This window comes from Streptomyces sp. NPDC002884, from assembly GCF_040295245.1.
Taxonomy (GTDB): Bacteria; Actinomycetota; Actinomycetes; order Streptomycetales; family Streptomycetaceae; genus Streptomyces.
Genome location: NZ_JBEOVB010000002.1, coordinates 476595 through 496835, shown reverse-complemented (window position 1 = coordinate 496835; position 20241 = coordinate 476595). Strand labels below are relative to the sequence as shown.

The 20241-nt window shown below is 72.7% G+C and carries 19 protein-coding genes; 9 read left to right on the top strand and 10 right to left on the bottom strand.

The annotated features are described in order from the left end of the window. Positions 1-28: 28 nt before the first annotated feature. From htpG to ABT070_RS06550, 3 genes are all read right to left on the bottom strand, one after another. On the bottom strand, positions 29-1963 hold the full coding sequence (gene htpG / locus ABT070_RS06560; protein ID WP_351755558.1) for a molecular chaperone HtpG: 1935 nt from the start codon (positions 1961-1963) through the stop codon (positions 29-31). A 163-nt stretch (positions 1964-2126) separates the two neighbouring features. Beyond that, a complete protein-coding gene (locus ABT070_RS06555) occupies positions 2127-2768 on the bottom strand; it encodes a hypothetical protein (protein WP_351755555.1) in 642 nt (213 codons plus the stop codon). Positions 2769-2900: 132 nt separating this feature from the next. After that, the gene (locus ABT070_RS06550; protein WP_351755553.1) at positions 2901-3677 is read right to left on the bottom strand and encodes a class I SAM-dependent methyltransferase; all 777 of its coding nucleotides are present in this window, start codon (positions 3675-3677) and stop codon (positions 2901-2903) included. A gap of 208 nt (positions 3678-3885) precedes the next feature. Here ABT070_RS06550 and ABT070_RS06545 point away from each other — a divergent pair, with 208 nt between their 5' ends. The 4 genes from ABT070_RS06545 (at position 3886) to ABT070_RS06530 (ending at position 8438) form a co-directional block, all read left to right on the top strand. Next, on the top strand, positions 3886-5451 hold the full coding sequence (locus ABT070_RS06545) for a histidine kinase (protein WP_351755551.1): 1566 nt from the start codon (positions 3886-3888) through the stop codon (positions 5449-5451). Beyond that, complete coding sequence (locus ABT070_RS06540; protein WP_351755549.1) at positions 5448-6095, top strand: response regulator; 648 nt, start codon at positions 5448-5450, stop codon at positions 6093-6095. The genes ABT070_RS06545 and ABT070_RS06540 overlap by 4 nt, the downstream gene beginning before the upstream one ends. Positions 6096-6288: 193 nt before the next feature. After that, positions 6289-7641 (top strand): MFS transporter, encoded by a 1353-nt coding sequence (locus tag ABT070_RS06535; protein WP_451099737.1) that lies wholly within the window; start codon positions 6289-6291, stop codon positions 7639-7641. Positions 7642-7691: 50 nt separating this feature from the next. Further along, positions 7692-8438 (top strand): maleylpyruvate isomerase family mycothiol-dependent enzyme, encoded by a 747-nt coding sequence (locus ABT070_RS06530; RefSeq protein WP_351755546.1) that lies wholly within the window; start codon positions 7692-7694, stop codon positions 8436-8438. A 13-nt stretch (positions 8439-8451) separates the two neighbouring features. On the opposite strand, the gene ABT070_RS06525 is transcribed toward ABT070_RS06530, so the two are convergent. After that, positions 8452-8862 (bottom strand): MarR family winged helix-turn-helix transcriptional regulator, encoded by a 411-nt coding sequence (locus tag ABT070_RS06525; RefSeq protein ID WP_351755544.1) that lies wholly within the window; start codon positions 8860-8862, stop codon positions 8452-8454. 86 nt (positions 8863-8948) lie between these two features. Between ABT070_RS06525 and ABT070_RS06520 the strand changes: the two genes are divergently transcribed. Together ABT070_RS06520 and ABT070_RS06515 are read left to right on the top strand one after the other, a co-directional pair. Next, complete coding sequence (locus ABT070_RS06520; RefSeq protein WP_351755541.1) at positions 8949-10439, top strand: MFS transporter; 1491 nt, start codon at positions 8949-8951, stop codon at positions 10437-10439. Between the two features lie 131 nt (positions 10440-10570). Next, a complete protein-coding gene (locus tag ABT070_RS06515) occupies positions 10571-10855 on the top strand; it encodes a DUF6332 family protein (protein WP_351755539.1) in 285 nt (94 codons plus the stop codon). On the opposite strand, the gene ABT070_RS06510 is transcribed toward ABT070_RS06515, so the two are convergent. The 3 genes from ABT070_RS06510 to ABT070_RS06500 form a co-directional block, all read right to left on the bottom strand. Then, a complete protein-coding gene (locus tag ABT070_RS06510) occupies positions 10816-11481 on the bottom strand; it encodes a response regulator (RefSeq protein ID WP_351755995.1) in 666 nt (221 codons plus the stop codon). The genes ABT070_RS06515 and ABT070_RS06510 overlap by 40 nt on opposite strands. A 160-nt stretch (positions 11482-11641) precedes the next feature. Then, positions 11642-12895, bottom strand: a complete 1254-nt coding sequence (locus ABT070_RS06505; RefSeq protein WP_351755536.1) for a sensor histidine kinase — start codon at positions 12893-12895, stop codon at positions 11642-11644. A 173-nt stretch (positions 12896-13068) separates the two neighbouring features. Beyond that, positions 13069-13770 (bottom strand): TetR/AcrR family transcriptional regulator, encoded by a 702-nt coding sequence (locus ABT070_RS06500; RefSeq protein WP_351755533.1) that lies wholly within the window; start codon positions 13768-13770, stop codon positions 13069-13071. Between the two features lie 154 nt (positions 13771-13924). Here ABT070_RS06500 and ABT070_RS06495 point away from each other — a divergent pair, with 154 nt between their 5' ends. Then, positions 13925-14380 (top strand): nitroreductase family deazaflavin-dependent oxidoreductase, encoded by a 456-nt coding sequence (locus ABT070_RS06495; RefSeq protein ID WP_351755531.1) that lies wholly within the window; start codon positions 13925-13927, stop codon positions 14378-14380. A gap of 15 nt (positions 14381-14395) precedes the next feature. Here the strand turns inward: ABT070_RS06495 and ABT070_RS06490 are convergent, their stop codons facing one another. Then, positions 14396-15679 (bottom strand): geranylgeranyl reductase family protein, encoded by a 1284-nt coding sequence (locus ABT070_RS06490; RefSeq protein WP_351755528.1) that lies wholly within the window; start codon positions 15677-15679, stop codon positions 14396-14398. 193 nt (positions 15680-15872) lie between these two features. Here ABT070_RS06490 and ABT070_RS06485 point away from each other — a divergent pair, with 193 nt between their 5' ends. After that, positions 15873-17228: a dipeptidase gene (locus ABT070_RS06485; RefSeq protein WP_351755526.1), complete on the top strand. Its 1356-nt coding sequence runs from the start codon at positions 15873-15875 to the stop codon at positions 17226-17228. A 185-nt stretch (positions 17229-17413) separates the two neighbouring features. Here ABT070_RS06485 and ABT070_RS06480 read toward each other — a convergent pair whose 3' ends face one another. Both ABT070_RS06480 and ABT070_RS06475 read right to left on the bottom strand, forming a co-directional pair. Further along, on the bottom strand, positions 17414-18457 hold the full coding sequence (locus ABT070_RS06480) for an NUDIX hydrolase (RefSeq protein ID WP_351755523.1): 1044 nt from the start codon (positions 18455-18457) through the stop codon (positions 17414-17416). Positions 18458-18607: 150 nt separating this feature from the next. Next, a complete protein-coding gene (locus ABT070_RS06475; RefSeq protein WP_351755521.1) occupies positions 18608-18802 on the bottom strand; it encodes a hypothetical protein in 195 nt (64 codons plus the stop codon). 118 nt (positions 18803-18920) lie between these two features. Between ABT070_RS06475 and ABT070_RS06470 the strand changes: the two genes are divergently transcribed. Beyond that, complete coding sequence (locus ABT070_RS06470) at positions 18921-19868, top strand: ADP-ribosylglycohydrolase family protein (protein ID WP_351755519.1); 948 nt, start codon at positions 18921-18923, stop codon at positions 19866-19868. Positions 19869-20241: the final 373 nt, after the last annotated feature.

Here is a 20241-nt window from a genome sequence, read left to right as displayed (position 1 = left end):
GGGCGCTGCCCGGTCCCCACGGCGTCGACTACAGCGCGCGCTCCAGCTGGTCCGCCACCAGCTTCACGAACCGTCCGGGCTCCTTCGGCCGCCCGCCCTCGGCGAGGACCGCCAGCCCGTGCAGCAGTTCGGCGGTCTCGGCGAGCCCCGCACGGTCCTCCCGCTCCTTGTAGGCCTGGTTCAGGCCCTTCACGAGCGCGTGATCGGGGTTCAGTTCGAGGATCCGCAGGGCGCGCGGCACCTCCTGCCCCATTGCCCGGTACATGTTCTCCAGCGCCGGGGTGAGATCGTGCGCGTCGGAGACGATGCAGGCCGGGGACACGGTGAGGCGGGACGACAGCCGCACCTCCTTGACGTCCTCTCCCAGCCGCTCCTTCATCCAGTCGAGCAGACCGGCGTACTCCTCGCTCTGCTTCTCGCGCTCGCCGTCGGCCTTCTCGTCGTCCTCCCCGCCGAGGTCGACCTCGCCCTTCGCGACGGACCGCAGCGGCTTGCCCTCGAACTCGCCCACCGCGTCGACCCACACCTCGTCGACCGGATCGGTGAGCAGCAGGACCTCGATGCCCTTCGCCCGGAACGCCTCCATGTGCGGGGAGTTCTCGATGCTCTGCCGGGACTCGCCGGTCAGGTAGTAGACGGCGTCCTGTCCGTCCTTCATCCGCTCCACGTAGCTCTTCAGCGTGGCCGGCTCCTCCGCGCTGTGCGTGGTCGCGAACGAGGAGACGGCGAGGAGGGTGTCGCGGTTGTCGGAGTCGGTCAGCAGTCCTTCCTTGAGGACGGCGCCGAACTCCCGCCAGAAGGTGGCGTAGCGGTCGGGGGCCGCGGTCATCATGTCCTTGACCGTGGAGACGACCTTCTTGGTCAGCCGGCGCTGCATCATTTTGATGTGCCGGTCCTGCTGGAGGATCTCGCGCGAGACGTTCAGCGAGAGGTCCGCCGCGTCGACCACGCCCTTGACGAAGCGCAGGTAGGGAGGCAGCAGCTCCTCGCAGTCGTCCATGATGAAGACGCGCTTCACGTACAGCTGCACACCGCGCTGGTAGTTCTGGTTGTACAGGTCGTGCGGCGCGTGCGAGGGGACGAACAGCAGCGCCTGGTACTCGAAGGTGCCCTCCGCCTGGAGCCGCACGGTCTCCAGCGGTTCGCGCCAGTCGTGGCTGATGTGCTTGTAGAGCTCGTGGTACTCGTCGTCGGACACCTCGTCGCGCGAGCGCGCCCACAGGGCCTTCATCGAGTTCAGCGTCTCGGGTTCGGGCGCGGCGCCGGCGGTCCCCTCGGTGTCCGTGGTGTCGGCGGTGGCGCCGTCGACCGCCTTCGGGACCAGCCTGATGGGCCAGGTGATGAAGTCCGAGTAGCGCTTGACGATCTCCTTGATCGTCCGGTCCGCGGTGTAGTCGTGCAGCTGGTCGTCGGCGTCGGCCGGCTTCAGGTGCAGCGTGACCGTGGTGCCCTGCGGCGCGTCGTCCACCTTCGCGAGCGTGTAGGTGCCCTCCCCGCGCGAGGACCAGCGGGTGCCGTGGCTCTCACCGGCCCGCCGGGTCAGCAGCGTCATCTCGTCGGCCACCATGAAACCGGAGTAGAAGCCGACGCCGAACTGCCCGATGAGCCCCTCGGCCCCGGCCTCCTCCTGGGCCTCGCGCAGCTCCTGCGCGAACTTCGCCGTGCCCGAGTTGGCGATCGTGCCGATGAGCCGGCCGACCTCGTCGTACGACATCCCGATGCCGTTGTCCCGCACGGTCAGGGTGCGGGAGGCCGCGTCGATCTCGATCTCGATGTGCGGGTCGGAGACGTCGGCGTCGAGCGTGTCGTCCCGCAGCGCGGCGAGACGTAGCTTGTCCAGCGCGTCGGAGGCGTTGGAGACGAGTTCGCGGAGAAAGACGTCCTTGTTCGAGTAGACCGAGTGGATCATCAGCTGCAACAACTGACGGGCCTCTACCTGGAACTCAAACGTTTCGGTCGACATGATGGGCGTGTACCTCACAGGTTCCGGAGTCTCCTGGACTGGCGAGAGCCACTGTAAAACACCAAGTCAGCCCGCGACGCTAGCTGTTCGTGATCGTCCGGATGCGGGCACCCCGGGCAGACGATCGCGGCGGGGGATCAATGCGGGAGATCAGCGCGGGGGATCAACGCGGGATCTCCTCCACCTTGGCGAAGCCGTCCGTTCCGCTCCACCGGAGCCGGGTCAGCGACTCGGTGGAACCGCGGGTGAAGACGAGGTCCCCCGAGCCGCCCACGGAGGCGACCTTCGACCAGCCGTCGAAGCTTCTGGTGAGTTTCGTGTCCCACCGGGTGAGATCCGCCGTACCGACGGCGGCGAGCGACTCCATGGGCGGCTCGCCGTCGTAGCAGTAGTCGCCCCAGTCCGCGATGACCGCGACCGTCCCGTCGAACGCCTTGAGCGTGAGGCTCTGGCACCGGTCGGTCGCGGTCGTGTACAGCACGCGCGGCGCGCTCCACGCCCCCGAGTCCGCGTCCCGGTGCCGTTCCACGAGCCCGCGCCCCTCGACGTACGCCATGCCCACCCGTCGGCCGTCGGGCAGGCCGATCTCCGCGTCGAACCGGGGGGCAGGTGCGGTCGGCGAGGCTTTGGTGCCTGTATCTGTATCTGTATCTGTACCTGTACCCGTGTTGTCGGCTGTGGCGGGCGCGGTGGCCGTGGCGGTCGGCGACGCGCCGCCGTCCCCCTGCCCGCCGCAGGCCGCCGCGGCACCCATCACCAGCACCGCCCCCGCCAGGGCCCCCCACCGCTCTCCGTGCATCCGCATGCCCCTATGTTCCCCTCTCCTATGTTCCCCTCTCCCCGGGTCACGTCGGATCAGGCCGGTTACAGGCAGGCCGGTTCAAGGCAGGCGGTTCAGGTCGAGCCGGTTCAGGGCGGGTCAGCTCGGTCGGATCGGTCAGGTTCCGTGGGTGACGCGGATCTTGGACTGGCCGTGCGGGAGTTCCTCCCAGTCGTCCATGAAGCCCGCTCGCAGGCCGTGCTTCTCGGCCAGGGCCACCAGGGTGTCGGTGCGGTAGTAGAAGTCCTCGCGCAGTACGTGGTGTTCCTCGCCCTCGGTGCGGTCGAAGGTGAAGTCGAACCAGCCGCCGGGCGCGAGCACCCGTCCCACGTGGGCCAGGCACTCCTCGATGACCGGGAGCGGCGAGTGGGAGAAGACGCTGTGCGCGTGCACCACGTCGAAGTGGGCGTCGGGCAGGAACCGCAGCGTCAGGTCGCGCACGGGTGTCAGCGCCGGCAGCCGCTGTTGCAGCCCCATCTCCACGATCGTGTCCTGGGCGGCCACGAGGATGTCGGGTGAGATGTCGATGCCGTGGTAGTGGCCCGGTTCCAGGTGCCGGATGAACCGCCAGCCGCCCCGCAGATTGCCGCAGCCGATCTCCAGCATGCGGTGCTCCGGACGCAGACCGTGTCCGAGCAGGTAGTCGAACTGCATGGCCCCGAGGGCGAGCCACCGTTCACGGCTGCGGCTGCCGACCGCCGCGTCCGGATCGGCCCGGGTGTCGGAGCGCATCACCGCGCGGTAGTAGGAGACATGGTCCTGGTGGCGGCGGCTCAGCCACAGGTCCCGGGCCGCGCGGGCGACATGGCGGGGCACCTTGTCGGGGTGGCGCAGGGCGTACCCGATGCGGTGGCCGAGCGCGGCGCGGTTGACGGTGAGTTTCTTGGCGGGCATGAGGGTTCCCGGCCTTTCCGAGCGAAGTTCCCGAGCGACGTTCCCGAGCGGCGGCTCCCGCACCGTGCGGGAGGATCCGGTTCCAGCCTCGGGGCGTACCGGCGTGACCGCGTCGTTCGACCGTCCCGGCCCGCCGGTCGGTCCGGGCGACCCGGATGTCAGCCGATCGGTTGATGCGACCGGGCGTCCGTCACGTTAGACACGGAGGATGAGACACACCGATCCGGACGAGCGCTGGCTCGGCACGGTCGTGCACCTCGCGTTCTTCGTGCTGCTCGGCTCCTCGTTCGTCCGCTTCCTGAGCCGCGACCGGGGCGGGACGCACACCGGATGGGTGCTGACGCTGTACGCGGCCTTCTGCCTGCTCTACGTCCTCGGGCGGTTCCTGGCGCCTGCGCCCCGGCCCGGTTCCGCGCCGACCTCGCGCCATCTGGCGTGGCTCGGCTCGGTGTCGGCCGTCTGGGTGGCGCTTCTGGTGCTCGCGCCGAGCGCGACCTGGTGTGCCATGCCGCTGCTGTTCGCCGGCCTGCACGCGCTGCCGCCCCGGATCGCGGTGCCGCTCGCGGCCGTGCTCACCGCGCTGGTCGTGGTCTCGGAGGTGCGCGTGGCCGACGGCGCGCTCAATCCCAACATGGTCGTCGCCCCGCCGGCCGTCGCCGCGGTGGCCACCGCCGTGATGGTCCATCTGCAGCGCCAGGGGGCCCGGCAGCGGGTGCTGATCGACGATCTGGTCCGGACCCGTCGCGACCTCGCGGCCTCCGAGCGGCAGGCGGGTGTCCTCGCGGAGCGTCAGCGGCTGTCCACGGAGATCCACGACACCCTCGCGCAGGGCCTGTCCAGCCAGCGGATGCTGCTGCACGCGGCCGAGCGCGTCTGGGAGTCGGACCCGGACACGGCCCGGGAGCACCTTCGCGAGGCCGCCGAGATCTCCTCCCGGGGCCTCGCCGAGGCCCGTCGGTTCGTACACGACCTGGCGCCGGCCGACCTCGCCGCACATTCGCTCCCCGAGGCCCTCGCCGTGCTCGCCGCGCGGGAGAGCGGGCCCGGCCTGGCCGTGGAGTTCCGGCTCGACGGCGACCCGGGCCCGCTGCCCGAACGGGTCGAGGCCGCGCTCCTGCGCATCGCCCAGGGGGCGCTGGCCAACGTACGCGAACACGCCGCGGCGACCCGCGGTGTCCTGACCCTGACCTGCCTGGACGACCTGGTGTCCCTGGACGTCGCCGACAACGGGCGCGGATTCGGGCCGGGGACGGGGAGGGAGAAGGAGCGGGGGAAGGAGCGGGGGAGGGAGCCGGGACCGGGGCCGGGGCCGGGGACGGGGACGGGGCCGGACGGACCGGCTCGCTCCCGGGGTGCCGGCGACGCACTCGCCGCGGCCGCCTCTCCCGACTCCCCTCCAGACACCGCCCCGGACCCGGCTCCGGACACGGCGGCTCCGAACCCTGGGGCTCCCGACACGGAGGCTCCCGACACCGGGGCTCCGAACTCGGGGGCTCCCGACACCAGGGCTGCGGACCCGGAGGCTCCCGACACCAGGGCTGCGGACCCGGAGGCTCCCGACACCAGGGCTGCGGACCCGGAGGCTCCGGACTCGGCTCCGATGCCGGAACGGGACCGCACGCGCGGGCACGGGCTGCCGGCCATGCGGATCCGGGCCCGGCAGGCGGGCGGCACGCTCAGCGTCGAGTCCGCCCCGGGCGAGGGCACCGTCGTCACCGTCGCCGTGCCCCTGACCTCGTTCGTCCCCGATCCCCTCAAGGAGCCCGTCGCGTGAGCGCGTCCGTGTCCCCGCCGCCCGTCCGGCTGCTGCTCTGCGACGACCACGCCGTCGTCCGGGCCGGACTGCGGGCCCTGCTGTCCAGCGCCGACGGCATCGACGTGGTCGGCGAGGCGGGCACCGGCGAGGAGGCTCTCGCCCTGGCCGCCCGGCTGCGCCCCGACGTGGTGCTGATGGACCTTCAGCTCGACGGCGGCATGGACGGCGTGACGGCCACGCGGCAGCTGACCGGCGGCCCGGAGGCGGGTCCCCGGGTTCTGGTGCTCACGATGTTCGACACCGACGCCGACATCACCCGGGCCATCGAGGCGGGCGCCACCGGCTACCTGCTCAAGGCGGAACGGCCGGACGAACTCTTCGCGGCGATCCACTCCGCGGCGGCCGGCCGCACCGCGCTGTCGGCCCCCGTCGCCGACCGGCTGCTGACCAGGCTGCGCAGTCCGCGTCCCGCGCTGTCCGCCCGTGAGCACGAGATCCTCGCTCAACTGGCCCGCGGCCTGGGCAACCGCGAGATCGCCCGGGCGCTGTTCATCAGCGAGGCGACGGTCAAGACCCATCTCGGCCGGATCTACGGCAAGTTGGGAGTGGAGACGCGGTCGGGCGCGGTGGCGGTCGCCAAGGAGCGACGACTGCTGCCCTGACGACGCGGTACGCGGACACCCCGTGCCGTCACCCGGCACGCGCCCCCGGCCACGCGACACCGGGCACACGACATCGGACAGCCCCCTCCGAGCGCTCGTCACCCTGCCCGACCGGTGACGAGCGATCCGCCGAGGGGGCCGGTGCCGAAGCCCCGGCCTTGTTCAGCACAGGGCGACCGCTTAGCCTGATTTTGTGCCGCAAATAAACAAAACCCGAACGCGCGACGCGGTGCCGGGTCACGGCACCGACCTCGTCCGGCTCCGTATCGCCCTGACCACGTTCTTCGCCCTTGACGGCTTCGTCTTCGCCGGGTGGGTCGTCCGGATCCCCGCCATCAAGGAACAGACCGGCGCCTCCCCCAGCACCCTCGGTCTGGCGCTCCTCGGCGTCTCCGCGGGCGCGGTGATCACGATGATGTTCACCGGCCGTCTGTGCAGCCGCTACGGCAGCCACCCGGTCACCGTGGTCTGCGCGGTCCTGCTCTCCCTCAGCGTCACGCTTCCCCCGCTCACCCACTCCGCCGCCGCGCTCGGCGCCGTCCTGCTGCTGTTCGGCGCGGCGTACGGCAGCATCAACGTCGCCTTCAACAGCGCCGCCGTCGATCTGGTCGCGGCACTGCGCAGGCCGGTCATGCCCACCTTCCACGCCGCCTTCAGCCTGGGCGGCATGATCGGCGCCGGTCTCGGCGGGCTGGTCGCGGGATCCCTGTCCCCCACGCACCATCTGCTGGGCCTCGGGATCATCGGCCTGCTCGTCACCGCGCTCACGGCACCCACGCTGCTCCGGCAGGAGCCGCCCCGGCCGCCCGAGCACGCCACCTCCGGACCCGCGGATGTCTCCGCCGGGCCCCCGGATGCCGCGGCCGGACCCGCGCACGCCACCTCCGGACCCACGGATGCCACCGCCGGGCCCGCGGGTGCCACCGCCGGGCCCGCGGGTGCCACCGCCGGGCCCCAGGATCCGACGCCCGCGAAGGCGGCCCCGCACCGGTCGGCGCCCCGCACCCGTCGTCTCGTCGTCGTCTTCGGTCTCATCGCCCTCTGCACGGCCTACGGCGAAGGGGCCCTCGCCGACTGGGGCGCCCTGCATCTGCGACAGGACCTGGGCTCCTCCGCGGGGGTCGCCGCGGCCGGGTACTCGTGTTTCGCGCTCGCCATGACCATCGGCCGGCTCACCGGCACCACCCTCCTCGAACGGCTCGGCCACACCCGTACGGTCGTGCTGGGCGGCGGTGTCGCGGCGGCGGGGATGCTGCTCGGCGCCCTCGCCCCGGCCCTGTGGGCGGCGCTCCTCGGCTACTCGATCGCGGGGCTCGGTCTGGCCAACCTCTTCCCGGTGGCCGTCGAACGGGCGGGCGCCCTGGCCGGCCCGAGCGGCGTCGCCACCGCCTCGACGCTCGGTTACGGCGGCATGCTCCTGGGTCCGCCCGCCATCGGCTTCATGGCCGACTGGTTCTCCCTGCCCGCCGCCCTCACCAGCGTGGCCGTACTGGCTGCGGCGGCCGCGGCGATCGGCTTCGCCACCCGCCGGGCGACGGCCGGCTGAAGACCGCCGCCCCTCCCCGCGACCGCACTCCGTCCGGCACACTCCCCCACATGGATACTGCCGAGTTCATCCGCGTCCTGGACCAGGAGGGCCGGTCGCTCGCCTCCGCGGCGGCGGAAGCGGGCCCCGACGCGAAGGTGCCGACCTGTCCGGCCTGGCAGGTCAGGGACCTGCTGCTGCACACAGGCGCGGTGCACCGCTGGGCGACGTCGTTCGTGGCCGAGGGCAACCCGTCGTTCCGCCCCTTCGACGAACCGCCGGAGCTCGACGGCGACCCGCTGCTGGAGTGGTTCCGCGAGGGCCACCTGCGACTCGTCGGCACCTTGTCCAGCGCCCCGCCCGACCTGCGGTGCTGGCACTTCCTGCCCGCGCCGTCGGCGCTCGCGTTCTGGGCGAGACGGCAGGCGCACGAGACGGCCGTGCACCGCGTGGACGCGGAGTCGGCCCGTGGGCGCGCGCCCGAGGAGATCGCCCGGGAGATCGCCGTCGACTTCGCGGCGGACGGCATCGACGAGCTGCTGCGCGGGTTCCACGCGCGCGAGAAGAGCCGGGTGCGGACCGACGGACCCCGGGTCCTGCGGGTACGGGCGACGGACACGGCCGACGCCGTGTGGACCGTACGTCTGTCGTCGGAGCCGCCCGTGACCGAGCGGAACGGCGAAGCGGACGCCGACTGCGAGGTGTCCGGTCCCGCGGCACTGCTCTACCTGTCGTTGTGGAACCGGCTGCCGCTGCCGGCCGTGACCGGGGACGCCGCGCTGGCGACGCTGTGGCGGGAGAAGTCCGCCGTCAACTGACGGGCCGGCGCGGTCAGTCCGTCAGCATCCGGCTCAACACCGCGCGCTGCACCGGCCGTACGTCGCCGTGCAGCGCGCGTCCCTTCCCGGTGAGCGCGACCCGGACGCCTCTGCGGTCCTCCGCGCACATGCCGCGCTCGACCAGACCGTCCTTCTCCAGACGGGCGACGAGCCTCGACAGCGCGCTCTGACTGAGATGGACGCGCTCGGCGATCTCCTGGACGCGATAGCTGCACGAGCCGTCCGGCGCCGCCGACTCCGCGAGGACGTCGAGCACCTCGAAGTCGCTTCCGCACAGGCCGTGTTGGTGCAGCGCCCGGTCGAGTTCGCACTGGGTCCGCGCATGCAGCGCCAGCATGTCCCGCCACTGTTCCACGAGCGCCTGCTCGACCTCGGTCCCGGCCTCGCCCTTCTTCGCCGCCATGGGGCGCACCGTAGCAGAGAACACCGATTATTGCATCGGAATTAAATGCACTTGCATTCGATGCATGCGCATGTAGTGTCTGCGTCATGACCTCTCCGCTCCCCTCCCCCGCGTCCCCTCTCGCCGAGGGCCGCTGGACCTCGCGGCTGTGGGGCACCCTGCTGGTGCTGTGCGCCGCGATGTTCCTGGACGCGCTGGACGTGTCGATGGTCGGCGTCGCCCTGCCGTCCATCGGCTCCGACCTCGGCCTCACCACCTCGACCCTGCAATGGATCGTCAGCGGCTACATCCTGGGCTACGGCGGCCTGCTCCTGCTCGGCGGTCGCGCGGCCGACCTGCTCGGCCGCCGCCGGGTCTTCCTGATCGCCCTCGGTGTCTTCGCGCTGGCCTCGCTGCTCGGCGGGCTGGTCGACTCGGGTCCGCTGCTGATCGCGAGCCGGTTCATCAAGGGCCTGAGCGCCGCCTTCACGGCCCCGGCCGGCCTGTCCATCATCACCACGACGTTCCCGGAGGGACCGCTGCGCAACCGGGCGCTCTCCATCTACACCACCTGCGCCGCCACCGGCTTCTCGATGGGCCTGGTCCTCTCCGGCCTGCTCACCGAGGCGAGTTGGCGTCTCACCATGCTGCTGCCCGCGCCGATCGCCCTGATCGCGCTGGTCGCCGGCCTGAAGCTGCTGCCGCGCAGCGAACGCGAGAAGGACCACAACGGCTACGACGTGCCCGGCGCCGTCCTCGGCACCGCGTCGATGCTGCTGCTGGTCTTCACCGTGGTCCAGGCGCCGGAGTCCGGCTGGACCTCCGCCCGTACGCTGCTGTCGTTCCTCGCCGTCGCCGTCCTGCTGACCGTCTTCGTACGCGTCGAGCGCCGCTCGGCCGGTCCGCTGATCCGGCTCGGCGTCCTGCGTTCCGGCAGCCAGATCCGTGCCCAGCTCGGCGCGATGGCCTTCTTCGGCTCGTACGTCGGCTTCCAGTTCCTGGCCACCCTCTACATGCAGACGCTGCTCGGCTGGTCGGCGCTGCACACGGCGCTCGCCTTCCTGCCGGCCGGTGCGCTGGTCGCGGTGTCCTCGACCAAGATGGGCTCGATCGTCGACCGGTTCGGCACTCCCCGGCTGATCGCGGCGGGCTTCGCCTTCATGGTCACGGGATACGCGCTGTTCCTGCGCGTCGATCTCGACCCGGTGTACGCGTCGGTGATCCTGCCCACCATGCTGCTGATCGGCGCGGCCTGCGCGCTGGTCTTCCCCTCGCTCAACATCCAGGCCACCAACGGCGTGGCGGACCATGAGCAGGGCATGGTCTCGGGGCTGCTCAACACCTCGGTGCAGGTGGGCGGCGCGATCTTCCTCGCGGTGGTGACGGCGGTGGTGACCGCGGGAGCCCCGGCCGACCCCACCCCGCAGGCCGTCCTCGACAGCTACCGGCCGGGGCTGGCCGTGGTGACGGTCATCGCCGCCGCGGGCCTGCTCATCACCCTCCCCGGACTGCGCACCCGGCGCACCCGGAACTCGGTCGTGATCGCCAGGTCCACCGTGGCGGAGGCGGACGCGGAGCCCGTGGGGGCCCGCGACTAGACCCGTCGGTCCGAACAGGTCCTCACCCGGGGCCTGTTCGGACCGACGGGTCCTGAGGGGGAAGCCGCCTCCAGGAGTGCGCCCGGCGGGGCCGATTGCCTCGCCGGGCGCACACCTGTGAGACTCGCCGTATGAGCGGGTACGGGGGCCGGCGCACACAGGCCGAGCGGGACGCGATCACCGTCGAGATCGGATACGCGCTGTTCAGCGCGGCGTTCGCGGCGGCGGTGCTCTTCGGGGCGGTCGCCGGTCCGGCGCTGCTGTTCGAACTGCCGCACCTGGCGGAGAAGTCGCTGCTGCGGGCGGGCCTGGCGCTCGCGCCCGTGGTGTTCCTGGTCCGGGTGGTCTCCGTGCTCGTCCGCCTGCGTACGGCCGCTCAGCCCAGCCAGCCCGGCCGGACCAGCCCCGACTCGTAGGCCAGGACGACCAGTTGGGCCCGGTCCCGGGCGCCCAGCTTCACCATCGTGCGGCTCACGTGCGTCTTGGCGGTGAGCGGGCTGACCACCAGCCTGCGGGCGATCTCCTCGTTGGACAGGCCGATCCCGACCAGCGCCATCACCTCCCGTTCCCGCTCGGTGAGCCGGCTCAACGCGCCGACCGCCGCGGGCTCCTTGGAGCGGGCCGCGAACTCGGCGATGAGGCGGCGGGTGACTCCCGGCGAGAGCAGCGCGTCGCCGGCTACCACCGCCCTTACGGCACGCAGGAGTTCCTCCGGTTCGGTGTCCTTGACCAGGAAGCCCGAAGCGCCCGAGCGGATCGCCTCGAAGACGTACTCGTCGAGTTCGAAGGTGGTGAGCATGATGACCTTGACGTGGGAGAGCGCCTCGTCGTCGGTGACCCGACGGGTGGCGGCCAGACCGTCGAGGTGAGGCATCCGGATGTCCATCAGCACGACGTCGGGACGTAGTTCACGCACCGCGCGCACCGCTTCCTCCCCGTCGGCGGCCTCGGCCGCCACCTCGATGTCCGGCTGCGCGTCCAACAGGGCCCGGAACCCCGCCCGGACCAACGACTGGTCGTCGGCGAGCAGTACGCGGATCACCGCGCCTCCCTCGTCCACGGGTCCCCTCCCGTCCACGGGTCCTCTCTCGTCCACAGGTCCCCCTCGTCCACCGGCCGTGCCCGGTTTCCCACCCGCTCTGCCCCGTCCACCCGCTCTGCCCCGTCCACCCGTCCCGCCCCGTTCGCCGGGCCTTCCCCGCTCACTGTTCCGCCCCGGCCCTCGTGGGCAGTACGGCGAGCACCCGGAAGCCTCCGTCGGGCCGCGGTCCCGCCTCGATCGTGCCACCGAGGGACGCGGCCCGCTCCCGCATCCCGGCGAGACCGTTGCCGCTGCCGCCCGCGTCGGCGCCGGATGCCGGACCGTCGTCGTCGATACGCAGCCGCAGCGTCCCGCCACCCTGATCGAGCCGCACGCGCGCATGGCGCGAGCCCGAGTGGCGTACGACGTTGGTGAGGGCCTCCTGGACGATGCGGAAGGCGGCGAGATCCGTGTGCGGCGGCAACCGGGGCGGCCGGCCCGCGACATCGACCGTGAGCCCCGCGCGCGCCGCCTGCTCCACCAGTTCGGGCAGCCGGTCCAGTCCGGGTGCGGGGGCGCGCGGCGCGTCCCCCGGCGTGCGGAGGCTGTCGAGCACTTGGCGCACCTCGCCCAGCGCCTCCTTGCTGGCGAACTTGATGGTGGTGAGCGCGGTGCGCGCCTGCTCCGGGTCGGAGTCGAGGAGCGCGAGGCCGACGCCCGACTGCACGTTGATCACCGAGAGGCTGTGCGCGAGGACGTCGTGCAGTTCGCGGGCGATCCGCAGCCGTTCCTCGTCGGCGCGCCGCCGGGTGGCCTCGGCGCGCTCGGCCCGTTCACGGGCCCACTGCTCGCGCCGGATCCGGGCCAGCTCCGCGATCGCCACGATCGCCACGGCCCATCCCGCGACGACGATCTCCTGCCCGAAGGAGGCCAGGTCGTCGCCGTCAGGCGGCAGCCACCGGTACAGCCAGTGCGCGACCAGCAGATGGACGGCCCACAGCAGGCCCAGAGCGGTCCAGGCGGCCCGCCGGTGCCCGGCGACGACGGCGGTGAAGACGGCCACGGCCACCGTCAGGAAGACGGGTCCGTACGGGTAGCCGGCGCCCAGGTAGAGCGCGGCGGCGGACGCCGTGCCGAACACGACGGCCACCGGGTGGCGCTGCCGCCACAGCAGCAACCCGGAGGCGAGCACCAGCAGCGCGCACGCGAAGGCGTCGAGCGGTGCCCGCTCACCCTCCTGCGCATGGGCCGCGAAGTTCGAGCCGACGAGGACGAAGACGGTGAGCAGCACGGTGGACCGCCAGGGCCGTCGCGCGGCCCGCGACTCCGGGTCCGCCCCGCCCTCCCGGCCCTCCGGGCGGCGCGGCCAGGGCGGCGACCGGTGCGACCACCACTGTCCCGGGCCGCCGGGCCCACGCGTCCGCTCGTCTTCCATGTCCGCCACGCTAGACGCCGCCGACCGCGCCGGACGTCCGCCGGGCGAGGTGATCAGGCGTACTCCCCTGGAAGTACGCGCCGCCCCTGGGGACGGTCGGTGGCCTTCGTCACCGGCCTTCAGCGGAAGTTCCCAGGCCCGGCGGACGCCCAGCGGTGTGCCCGGCGGTGTGCCTAGCGGAGTCCCACCTGGCGGGCGAGGCGCGTGACGGAGTACCGGAAGAACGGCTCGCGCTCCTCGACGACGCGGTTGAACTGCCCGAACAGCTCGAACCCGACCAGTCCGTACAGCTGGGCCCACGCCGCCACGAGTGCCGCGACGGCCCCCGGGGGGAGGTCGGGGGCCAGGTCGGCCGCCAGCCGGACCGCCTCGGGGACCAGTTCGTCCGTCAGGAGCGGCACCTCCAGCGCGTGTGCCTCGTGCGCGTCCCGCACGATGCCGATGAGGAGCAGGCCGACACGGGCGGCCGCCGGGACGGTCGTCAGGGGCGCGCTGTAGCCGGGCACCGGCGAGCCGTAGATCAGCGCGTACTCCTGCGGATGTGCCAGCGCCCAGCCGCGCACCGCCTCGCCGACCGCGACCCAGCGCTCGACGGGAGTGGCGTCGGTGACGGCGTCGGCGACCGCCGCGTGCGCGGCTTCCGCGGCCTCGCCGAGGGAGTCGTAGGCGTCGATGATGAGTGCGGTGAGCAGGTCGTCGCGGCTCGGGAAGTAGCGGTACACGGCGGAGGAGACCATGCCGAGCTCACGGGCCACGGCTCGCAGCGAGAGCTTGGCCGCTCCCTCGGACGCGAGCTGTCTGCCTGCCTCCTCCTTGATGGCGGCGGTGACTTCGATCCTGGCGCGGGCTCGGGCCCCTCGAACGGTGCTGCTCATGTGTGCCAGTGTGCCACGAAAGCAGAGCACCGCACCCAATAGTGATCGGTGCACAAAACAGAGAGCACTGCTCTTGCTCTGGAGCACCGACCTACGGCAGACTCGAGTCGAGCGAGAGCAGTGCTCACACTTTCCCCTTCAGGAGGCAGCAGCCATGTCCGCCCACGTGCAGAAGCCCAGCTGGTTCACCGTCAATGTCCTCAACCGCACCGTGGCCTGGCTGACGCGCCGGGGTCTGAGCGTCTGGGGTTCCCGGGTCCTGGCGGTCCGCGGCCGCAAGAGCGGCGAGTGGCGGACGACCCCCGTCAACCTGCTCACCGTGGACGGGCAGCAGTACCTGATCGCACCGCGCGGCCACGTCCAGTGGACGCACAACATGCGGGCGGTGGGCGGCGGTGAGCTGCGCCTCGGCAAGAACGTGGAGGAGTTCACGGCGGTCGAGGTCGCCGACGACGACAAGACGCCGTTGCTGCGCGCCTACCTCAAGCGCTGGAAGGCCGAGGTCGGCGTCTTCTTCAACGGGGTGGGTCCCGACTCGCCCGACACCGAGATGCGCCGTATCGCCCCCGACCACCCGGTGTTCCGGATCACCGTCACCGATCGACGGTGATCCGCGCCCTTCGGGTCAGGAGCCGCTCTCCTCGGCCGCCGGCTCGGCCACCGGACCGGCAGTCGCCGCCTGGCGCCGGTCCACCGCGGTCAGTGCCCGCTGGGCCATCGGATGCGAGCGGATGAGCTCGCCCAGGGTCGTCCGGCCGCGGGTGATGTCGGTGAACGACCGCCAGGCCGGGCGGAAACCGGTCAGGGCGGCGTGGAAGAGCCCGGGACGGCGCTCGAAGAGAGTGAGCAGCCGCTTGCCGACGCTCATCTCCACGCCGAGGCCGGCCTTGATCGCGAAGGCGTAGTTCAGCGCCTGCCGACGGGCGTCCACCGCGTCGTGCGCCTCGGCGATACGGACCGCCCACTCGCCGGCGAGCCGGCCCGAGCGCAGCGCGAAGGAGATGCCCTCGCGGGTCCACGGCTCCAGCAGCCCGGCCGCGTCGCCGCAGACCAGCACCCGTCCGCGCGAGAGCGGGGAGTCGTCGGCCCGGCAGCGGGTCAGATGGCCGGAGGAGATGCTCGGCTCGAACCCGGCGAGGCCGAGCCGTCCGATGAAGTCCTCCAGGTAGCGCTTGGTCGCCGCGCCCTCGCCACGCGCCGAGATGACGCCGACGGTCAGCGTGTCCCCCTTGGGGAAGACCCAGCCGTAGCTGCCGGGCATCGGACCCCAGTCGATGAGGACGCGGCCCTTCCAGTCCTCGGCGACCGTCTCCGGCACCGGGATCTCCGCCTCCAGGCCGAGATCCACCTGGTCGAGCTTCACCCCGACATGGGCCCCTATGCGGCTCGCGCTGCCGTCCGCGCCGACCACCACGCGCGCCAGCACCGTCTCGCCGCCCTGGAGGACGACCGCGACCGTGCGCCGGTCCGGCACCGCCGAGCCGTGCTGCTCGACCCGCTGCACGGAGACGCCCGTGCGCAGCTCGGCGCCCGCCTTCTGGGCGTGCTCGACGAGCTGGTGGTCGAACTCGGGCCGGTTGATCAGCCCGAACAGCATCTGCCGGGAGCGGCGGGTGCGGGTGAACCGCCCGTTGTTCGAGAAGGTCACCGCGTGCACCCGGTCCCGGAAGGGCAGCTCGAAGCCGGGTGGCAGCGCGTCGCGGGAGGGGCCGATGATGCCGCCGCCGCACGTCTTGTAGCGGGGCAGCTCCGCCTTCTCCAGCAACAGCACCCGCCGTCCTGTGACCGCCGCCGCGTAGGCGGCCGAAGCCCCTGCGGGGCCCGCGCCCACCACGACTACGTCCCACACCTGCCGCGCGTCGTCCGCCGAAGAGTTCTCGTCGTCCGCCGGAGAGTTCTCGCTGCTCACGATGGTCTACTGCTCCTGATCAAGCCGCTTGCCGCACCTGTCCCCCGCATCCTACGGCGGAGATCGCCACGGTCCGCTGTGGGAGGATCGGCGGCGCGCGCGCCCCGCATTCCGGCAGGCGCGTACGCTCGCACGGTCACCCGTACGGACCAGTACACACCAGTACAACGTCGCACCCACAAGGAGCGTGCCCATGTCGTCGAATCCGGTCGCCGAGACCGTCGCCTCGTTGCTGCCCAGGGCACGGGCGGAGCTCACCGAGCTGGTGGCCTTCAAGTCGGTGGCGGACTTCGACCGGTTCCCCAGGAGCGAGAGCGAGGCCGCCGCGAACTGGATCGCGGACGCGCTGCGCGCCGAGGGATTCCAGGACGTGGCCCTGCTCGACACCCCGGACGGCACCCAGTCGGTGTACGGCTGCCTGCCCGGCCCCGCCGGTGCCAGGACGGTCCTGCTCTACGCCCACTACGACGTGCAGCCGCCGCTGGACGAGGCCGCCTGGACCACCCCGCCCTTCGAGCTGACGGAGCGCGACGGCCGCTGGTACGGCCGCGGCAGCGCCGACTGCAAGGGCGGCGTCATCATGCATCTGCTCGCGCTGCGCGCCCTCAAGGCGAACGGGGGCGTCCCGGTCGGTGTGAAGGTGATCGTGGAGGGCTCCGAGGAACAGGGCACCGGCGGTCTGGAGCGGTATGCCGAGCAGCACCCCGACCTGCTGGCGGCCGACACCATCGTCATCGGCGACGCGGGCAACTTCCGGGTGGGTCTGCCGACCGTCACCTCCACCCTGCGCGGTATGACCATGATGCGGGTGCAGATCGACACCCTCGAGGGCAATCTGCACTCCGGCCAGTTCGGCGGGGCGGCGCCGGACGCGCTGGGCGCGCTGATCCGTGTGCTGGACTCGCTGCGCGCCGAGGACGGCTCCACGACCGTCGACGGCCTCACCGACGACGCGCGCTGGGAAGGCCTCCAGTACGACGAGGCACTGTTCCGCCAGGACGCCAAGGTCCTGGACGGCGTCGGCCTGATCGGCTCCGGCACGGTCGCCGACCGCATCTGGGCCCGCCCCGCCGTGACCGTGCTGGGCATCGACTGCCCGCCGGTCGTCGGCGCCACCCCGTCCGTGCAGGCGGGTGCCCGCGCGCTGATCAGCCTCCGGGTGCCGCCGGGCGTGGACGCGGCCCAGGCGACGAAGCTGCTCCAGGCCCATCTGGAGGCCCACACGCCGTGGGGCGCGCGCGTGAGCACCGAACAGATCGGCCAGGGCCAGGCGTTCAGCGCCGACACCGGCAGCCCGGCGTACGCGGCGATGGCCGACGCGATGGCGATCGCCTACCCCGGCCAGGACATGCAGTACGCGGGGCAGGGCGGTTCCATCCCGCTCTGCAACACCCTGGCCGACCTCTACCCGCAGGCGGAGATCCTCCTCATCGGCCTGAGCGAGCCGGAGGCGCAGATCCACGCGATCGACGAGAGCGTGTCCCCCGAGGAACTGGAGCGGCTCTCGGTGGCGGAGGCCCTGTTCCTGCGCAACTACGCAGCCGGCTGACCCACTCCCCCGTCGACGGAGGGCCTCACCCATCGGGCATCTCGGACGGGGCCGCCGCGCTCGTCAGCCGTCATGCCACGGTCGCCGGGGCTGGGGAAGGAGTCGAGCGGCGGTTCCGGGAGGAGAGCCGGCCGGCTGCGTTTCCGGTGGAGGCGCTGCGGCGGGTCCCGATCCGGTAGCGGCGCTCACTCGGTCGGCACGCCCGCCTCGAGATACAGCGCCGCCCCGCGCTCGCGGGCGCGCAGCGCCCAGCGCAGCCGCTCGTAGCGGACCGGCGGCAGGAGGCCGGCAGCCTCCTCCTCCGTGACGAAGCGCCAGGCCCGCAGTTCGGGGCCGGGCAGCAGCAGCCCCGCCACGGCTGCGTCGTCGAGCCGACCGCCGTCGAAGAGGAGACGCAGTCCGCCGTAGGCGGGCGGCGCCGGCCGTTCCCAGTCGACGACCAGCAGCCGGGGTAGGTCGTCCAGCCGGATCCCGGTCTCCTCCTCGACCTCGCGCACGCCCGCGCGCGCGGGCGCCTCGCCGGGCTCCACGACCCCGCCGGGAAACTCCCAGCCGGGTTTGTACGTCGGGTCGACGAGCAGTACCCGGTCCCGCTCGTCGAAGAGGAGGACCCCGGCCGCGACCGTCTCGGCGGTGGGCTCGGGGGTCTGCACGATGTCGCACGCGGCCACGGCGCCACTGCCCACGGCCTCGGCTATCCGGGCGGCCGTCTCCTGCGGAGTGAGGACTCCGTTGTCGACGGGATGGGCATCTGCGGTGAGCCAGGAGGCGAGTGCCGCGTGGTACGTCTCGATGTGATCGTACGACCACTGACGGATCCGTATCTCGCCGTCGGGGAGGTCCGGGGGGACCTCACGGGCGGCTGTTCGCTCGCGCAGGATCGTTTCCCCCGGAGCGAGGAGGACATGCCGGACCGAGATCCGGCGGGCGGCGAGACCGCCGAAGATCTCGTCGCGGTACTCCTGGCGCAGCAGGGTCATGGGGACGACGAGGGTGCCGCCCAGCTCGGCGAGCAGCGCGGCCGCCGTGTCGATCACGAGCCGTCGCCAGATCGGCAGGTCCTGGAAGTCGCCGACCTCGGCGAGACGTTTGGGCGGCAGCAGGTGCGGGAGTGCTCCGCCGATGACCTCGGGGTCGAAGAGCGTGCTGTTCGGGATCAGGTCGATCAATTCCCGTGCGGTGGTGGTCTTCCCCGCACCGAACGCGCCGTTGATCCAGACGACGGTCACAGTTCCCCCTCTTCTGTTGGCCCCCTGTGGCTTGCCCGCTCCACCCTGCCACGGAAACCAGTTCCCGTTGAGGGCGCACGAACGCCGTGGCGCCGGCCCCCTCCCGGTGGGGTGCCCGCGCCACGGCGTCGGTGGTCCTGGCCCGGTCCGTCAGCCGTTCTGCCCCAGGGCGTCGTCGTCGACGGCCAGGCTGTCGCTGGCGATGGTGTGGTCGAGCGTGCTGAGCGTGTCACCCACGTTCAGTCCGTTGAGGTCCGCACCGCCCACGCCGTGCGAGGGGGTGATCGCCGCGACGACGAAGCCGGTGGCGAGGGAGGCGATGGCGAGCATGCTGCGCTTCTTCATGCGGGGATCAACGGCGTCGGCGGGCACGGGGTCACGCCTCGTGCCCCTATCCGCGCGCACGATGGGCCGGCCTGGGGCGAGAATGCCGTGGTCACCGACGGTTCGGAGGAGCTTCGCCATGATCGACCCGCAGCATGCCCATGCCAGTCTGGACGGTCTCGTGACGGGCGACGCCTTCGGCGACAGCTGGTTCACCCGCTCCGACGAGCCCGCCGAGGAGCTGTGGGCGGCACGCGAGCCGCGTCCCGCGCCGTGGCCGTGGACGGACGACTCGGCGATGGCGTTCGTCCTGTTCGCCCATCTGACGGAGCACGGGGAGGTCCGTCCGGGCGACCTGGCACGGCAGTTCGCCGCCGAGTACCGCCGCGACCCGGGGCGTGCGTACGGCCCGTCCATGCACAGCGTGCTGCGGCGCGTCGGCGAGGGCGAGGACTGGCGGGCGGTGACGACGGGACAGTTCGGCGGACAGGGTTCGTACGGCAACGGCGCCGCGATGCGGGTCGCCCCGCTGGGCGCCTGGTTCATGGACGACCTCGCCGCGGCCCGCGAGCAGGCCCGGCTGTCCGCGCTGGCCACGCATGCCCACCCCGAGGCGGTCGCGGGCGCGGTGGCCGTGGCCATCGCCGCCGCGCTGGCGGCCGCGGGCGCGGGTGGGGACGTCCCGGCGCGGGCCTCGTTCCTGCGGGAGGTCGCCTCGCACCTGCCGGACAGCGACGTCCGCTCCGGGCTGCTGGTGGCCGCGGGCTTCCCCGAGCGCACCTCGGTGCGCCACGCGGCGTCCGTGCTCGGCTCGGGGACGCTGATCTCGGCCGCGGACACGGTGCCGTTCGCCCTCTGGTCCGCCGCGGGCCACCTGGACGACCTGCCCGAGGCGCTGTGGCAGACCGTCGGCGGGTGGGGCGACCGCGACACGACCTGCGCCGTCGCGGGAGGCGTCGTCGCGTCCCGGACCGGCACGCACGGCGTCCCCGCCGACTGGCGACGCTCGCGCGAGGCCATCCCCTCCTGGAGCGGCTGGAGCGCCGTCACCGCGGCCGGGACAACGGTCCGGCCCGTCGCCGAGTAACTCCCGGCGGGTGACCGGGGGCACGGGCCCCGGCCCGCGCCACCCCGGTCACCCGCCGCGAGCACCGCGACGGGCAGCGGCACGCCGGTGGTCCGCCACCGCCCCCACACCGCCCGGGAGCAGCGGGAACCCGGTCACGACGGGCGGGCAGCCGGTCCGGCCCACCCCGAGTGACCAGCACCCGGCCGACCGCCACGCCGGCCCCCACCCACTCCGGCCTCCACTCGCGCAGGCCCCACGCCCGCAGGCCTCCACCCGCGCGCACGCGGCGCCCGGTCGCCCCGCGGCGGGCACCGCGACACGAGCGCCGGCGAAGCCGGTCCGCGACCGCCTCCTGCGCCGCCTCGACGGTGGAACGTTCCTTCAGGGGCCG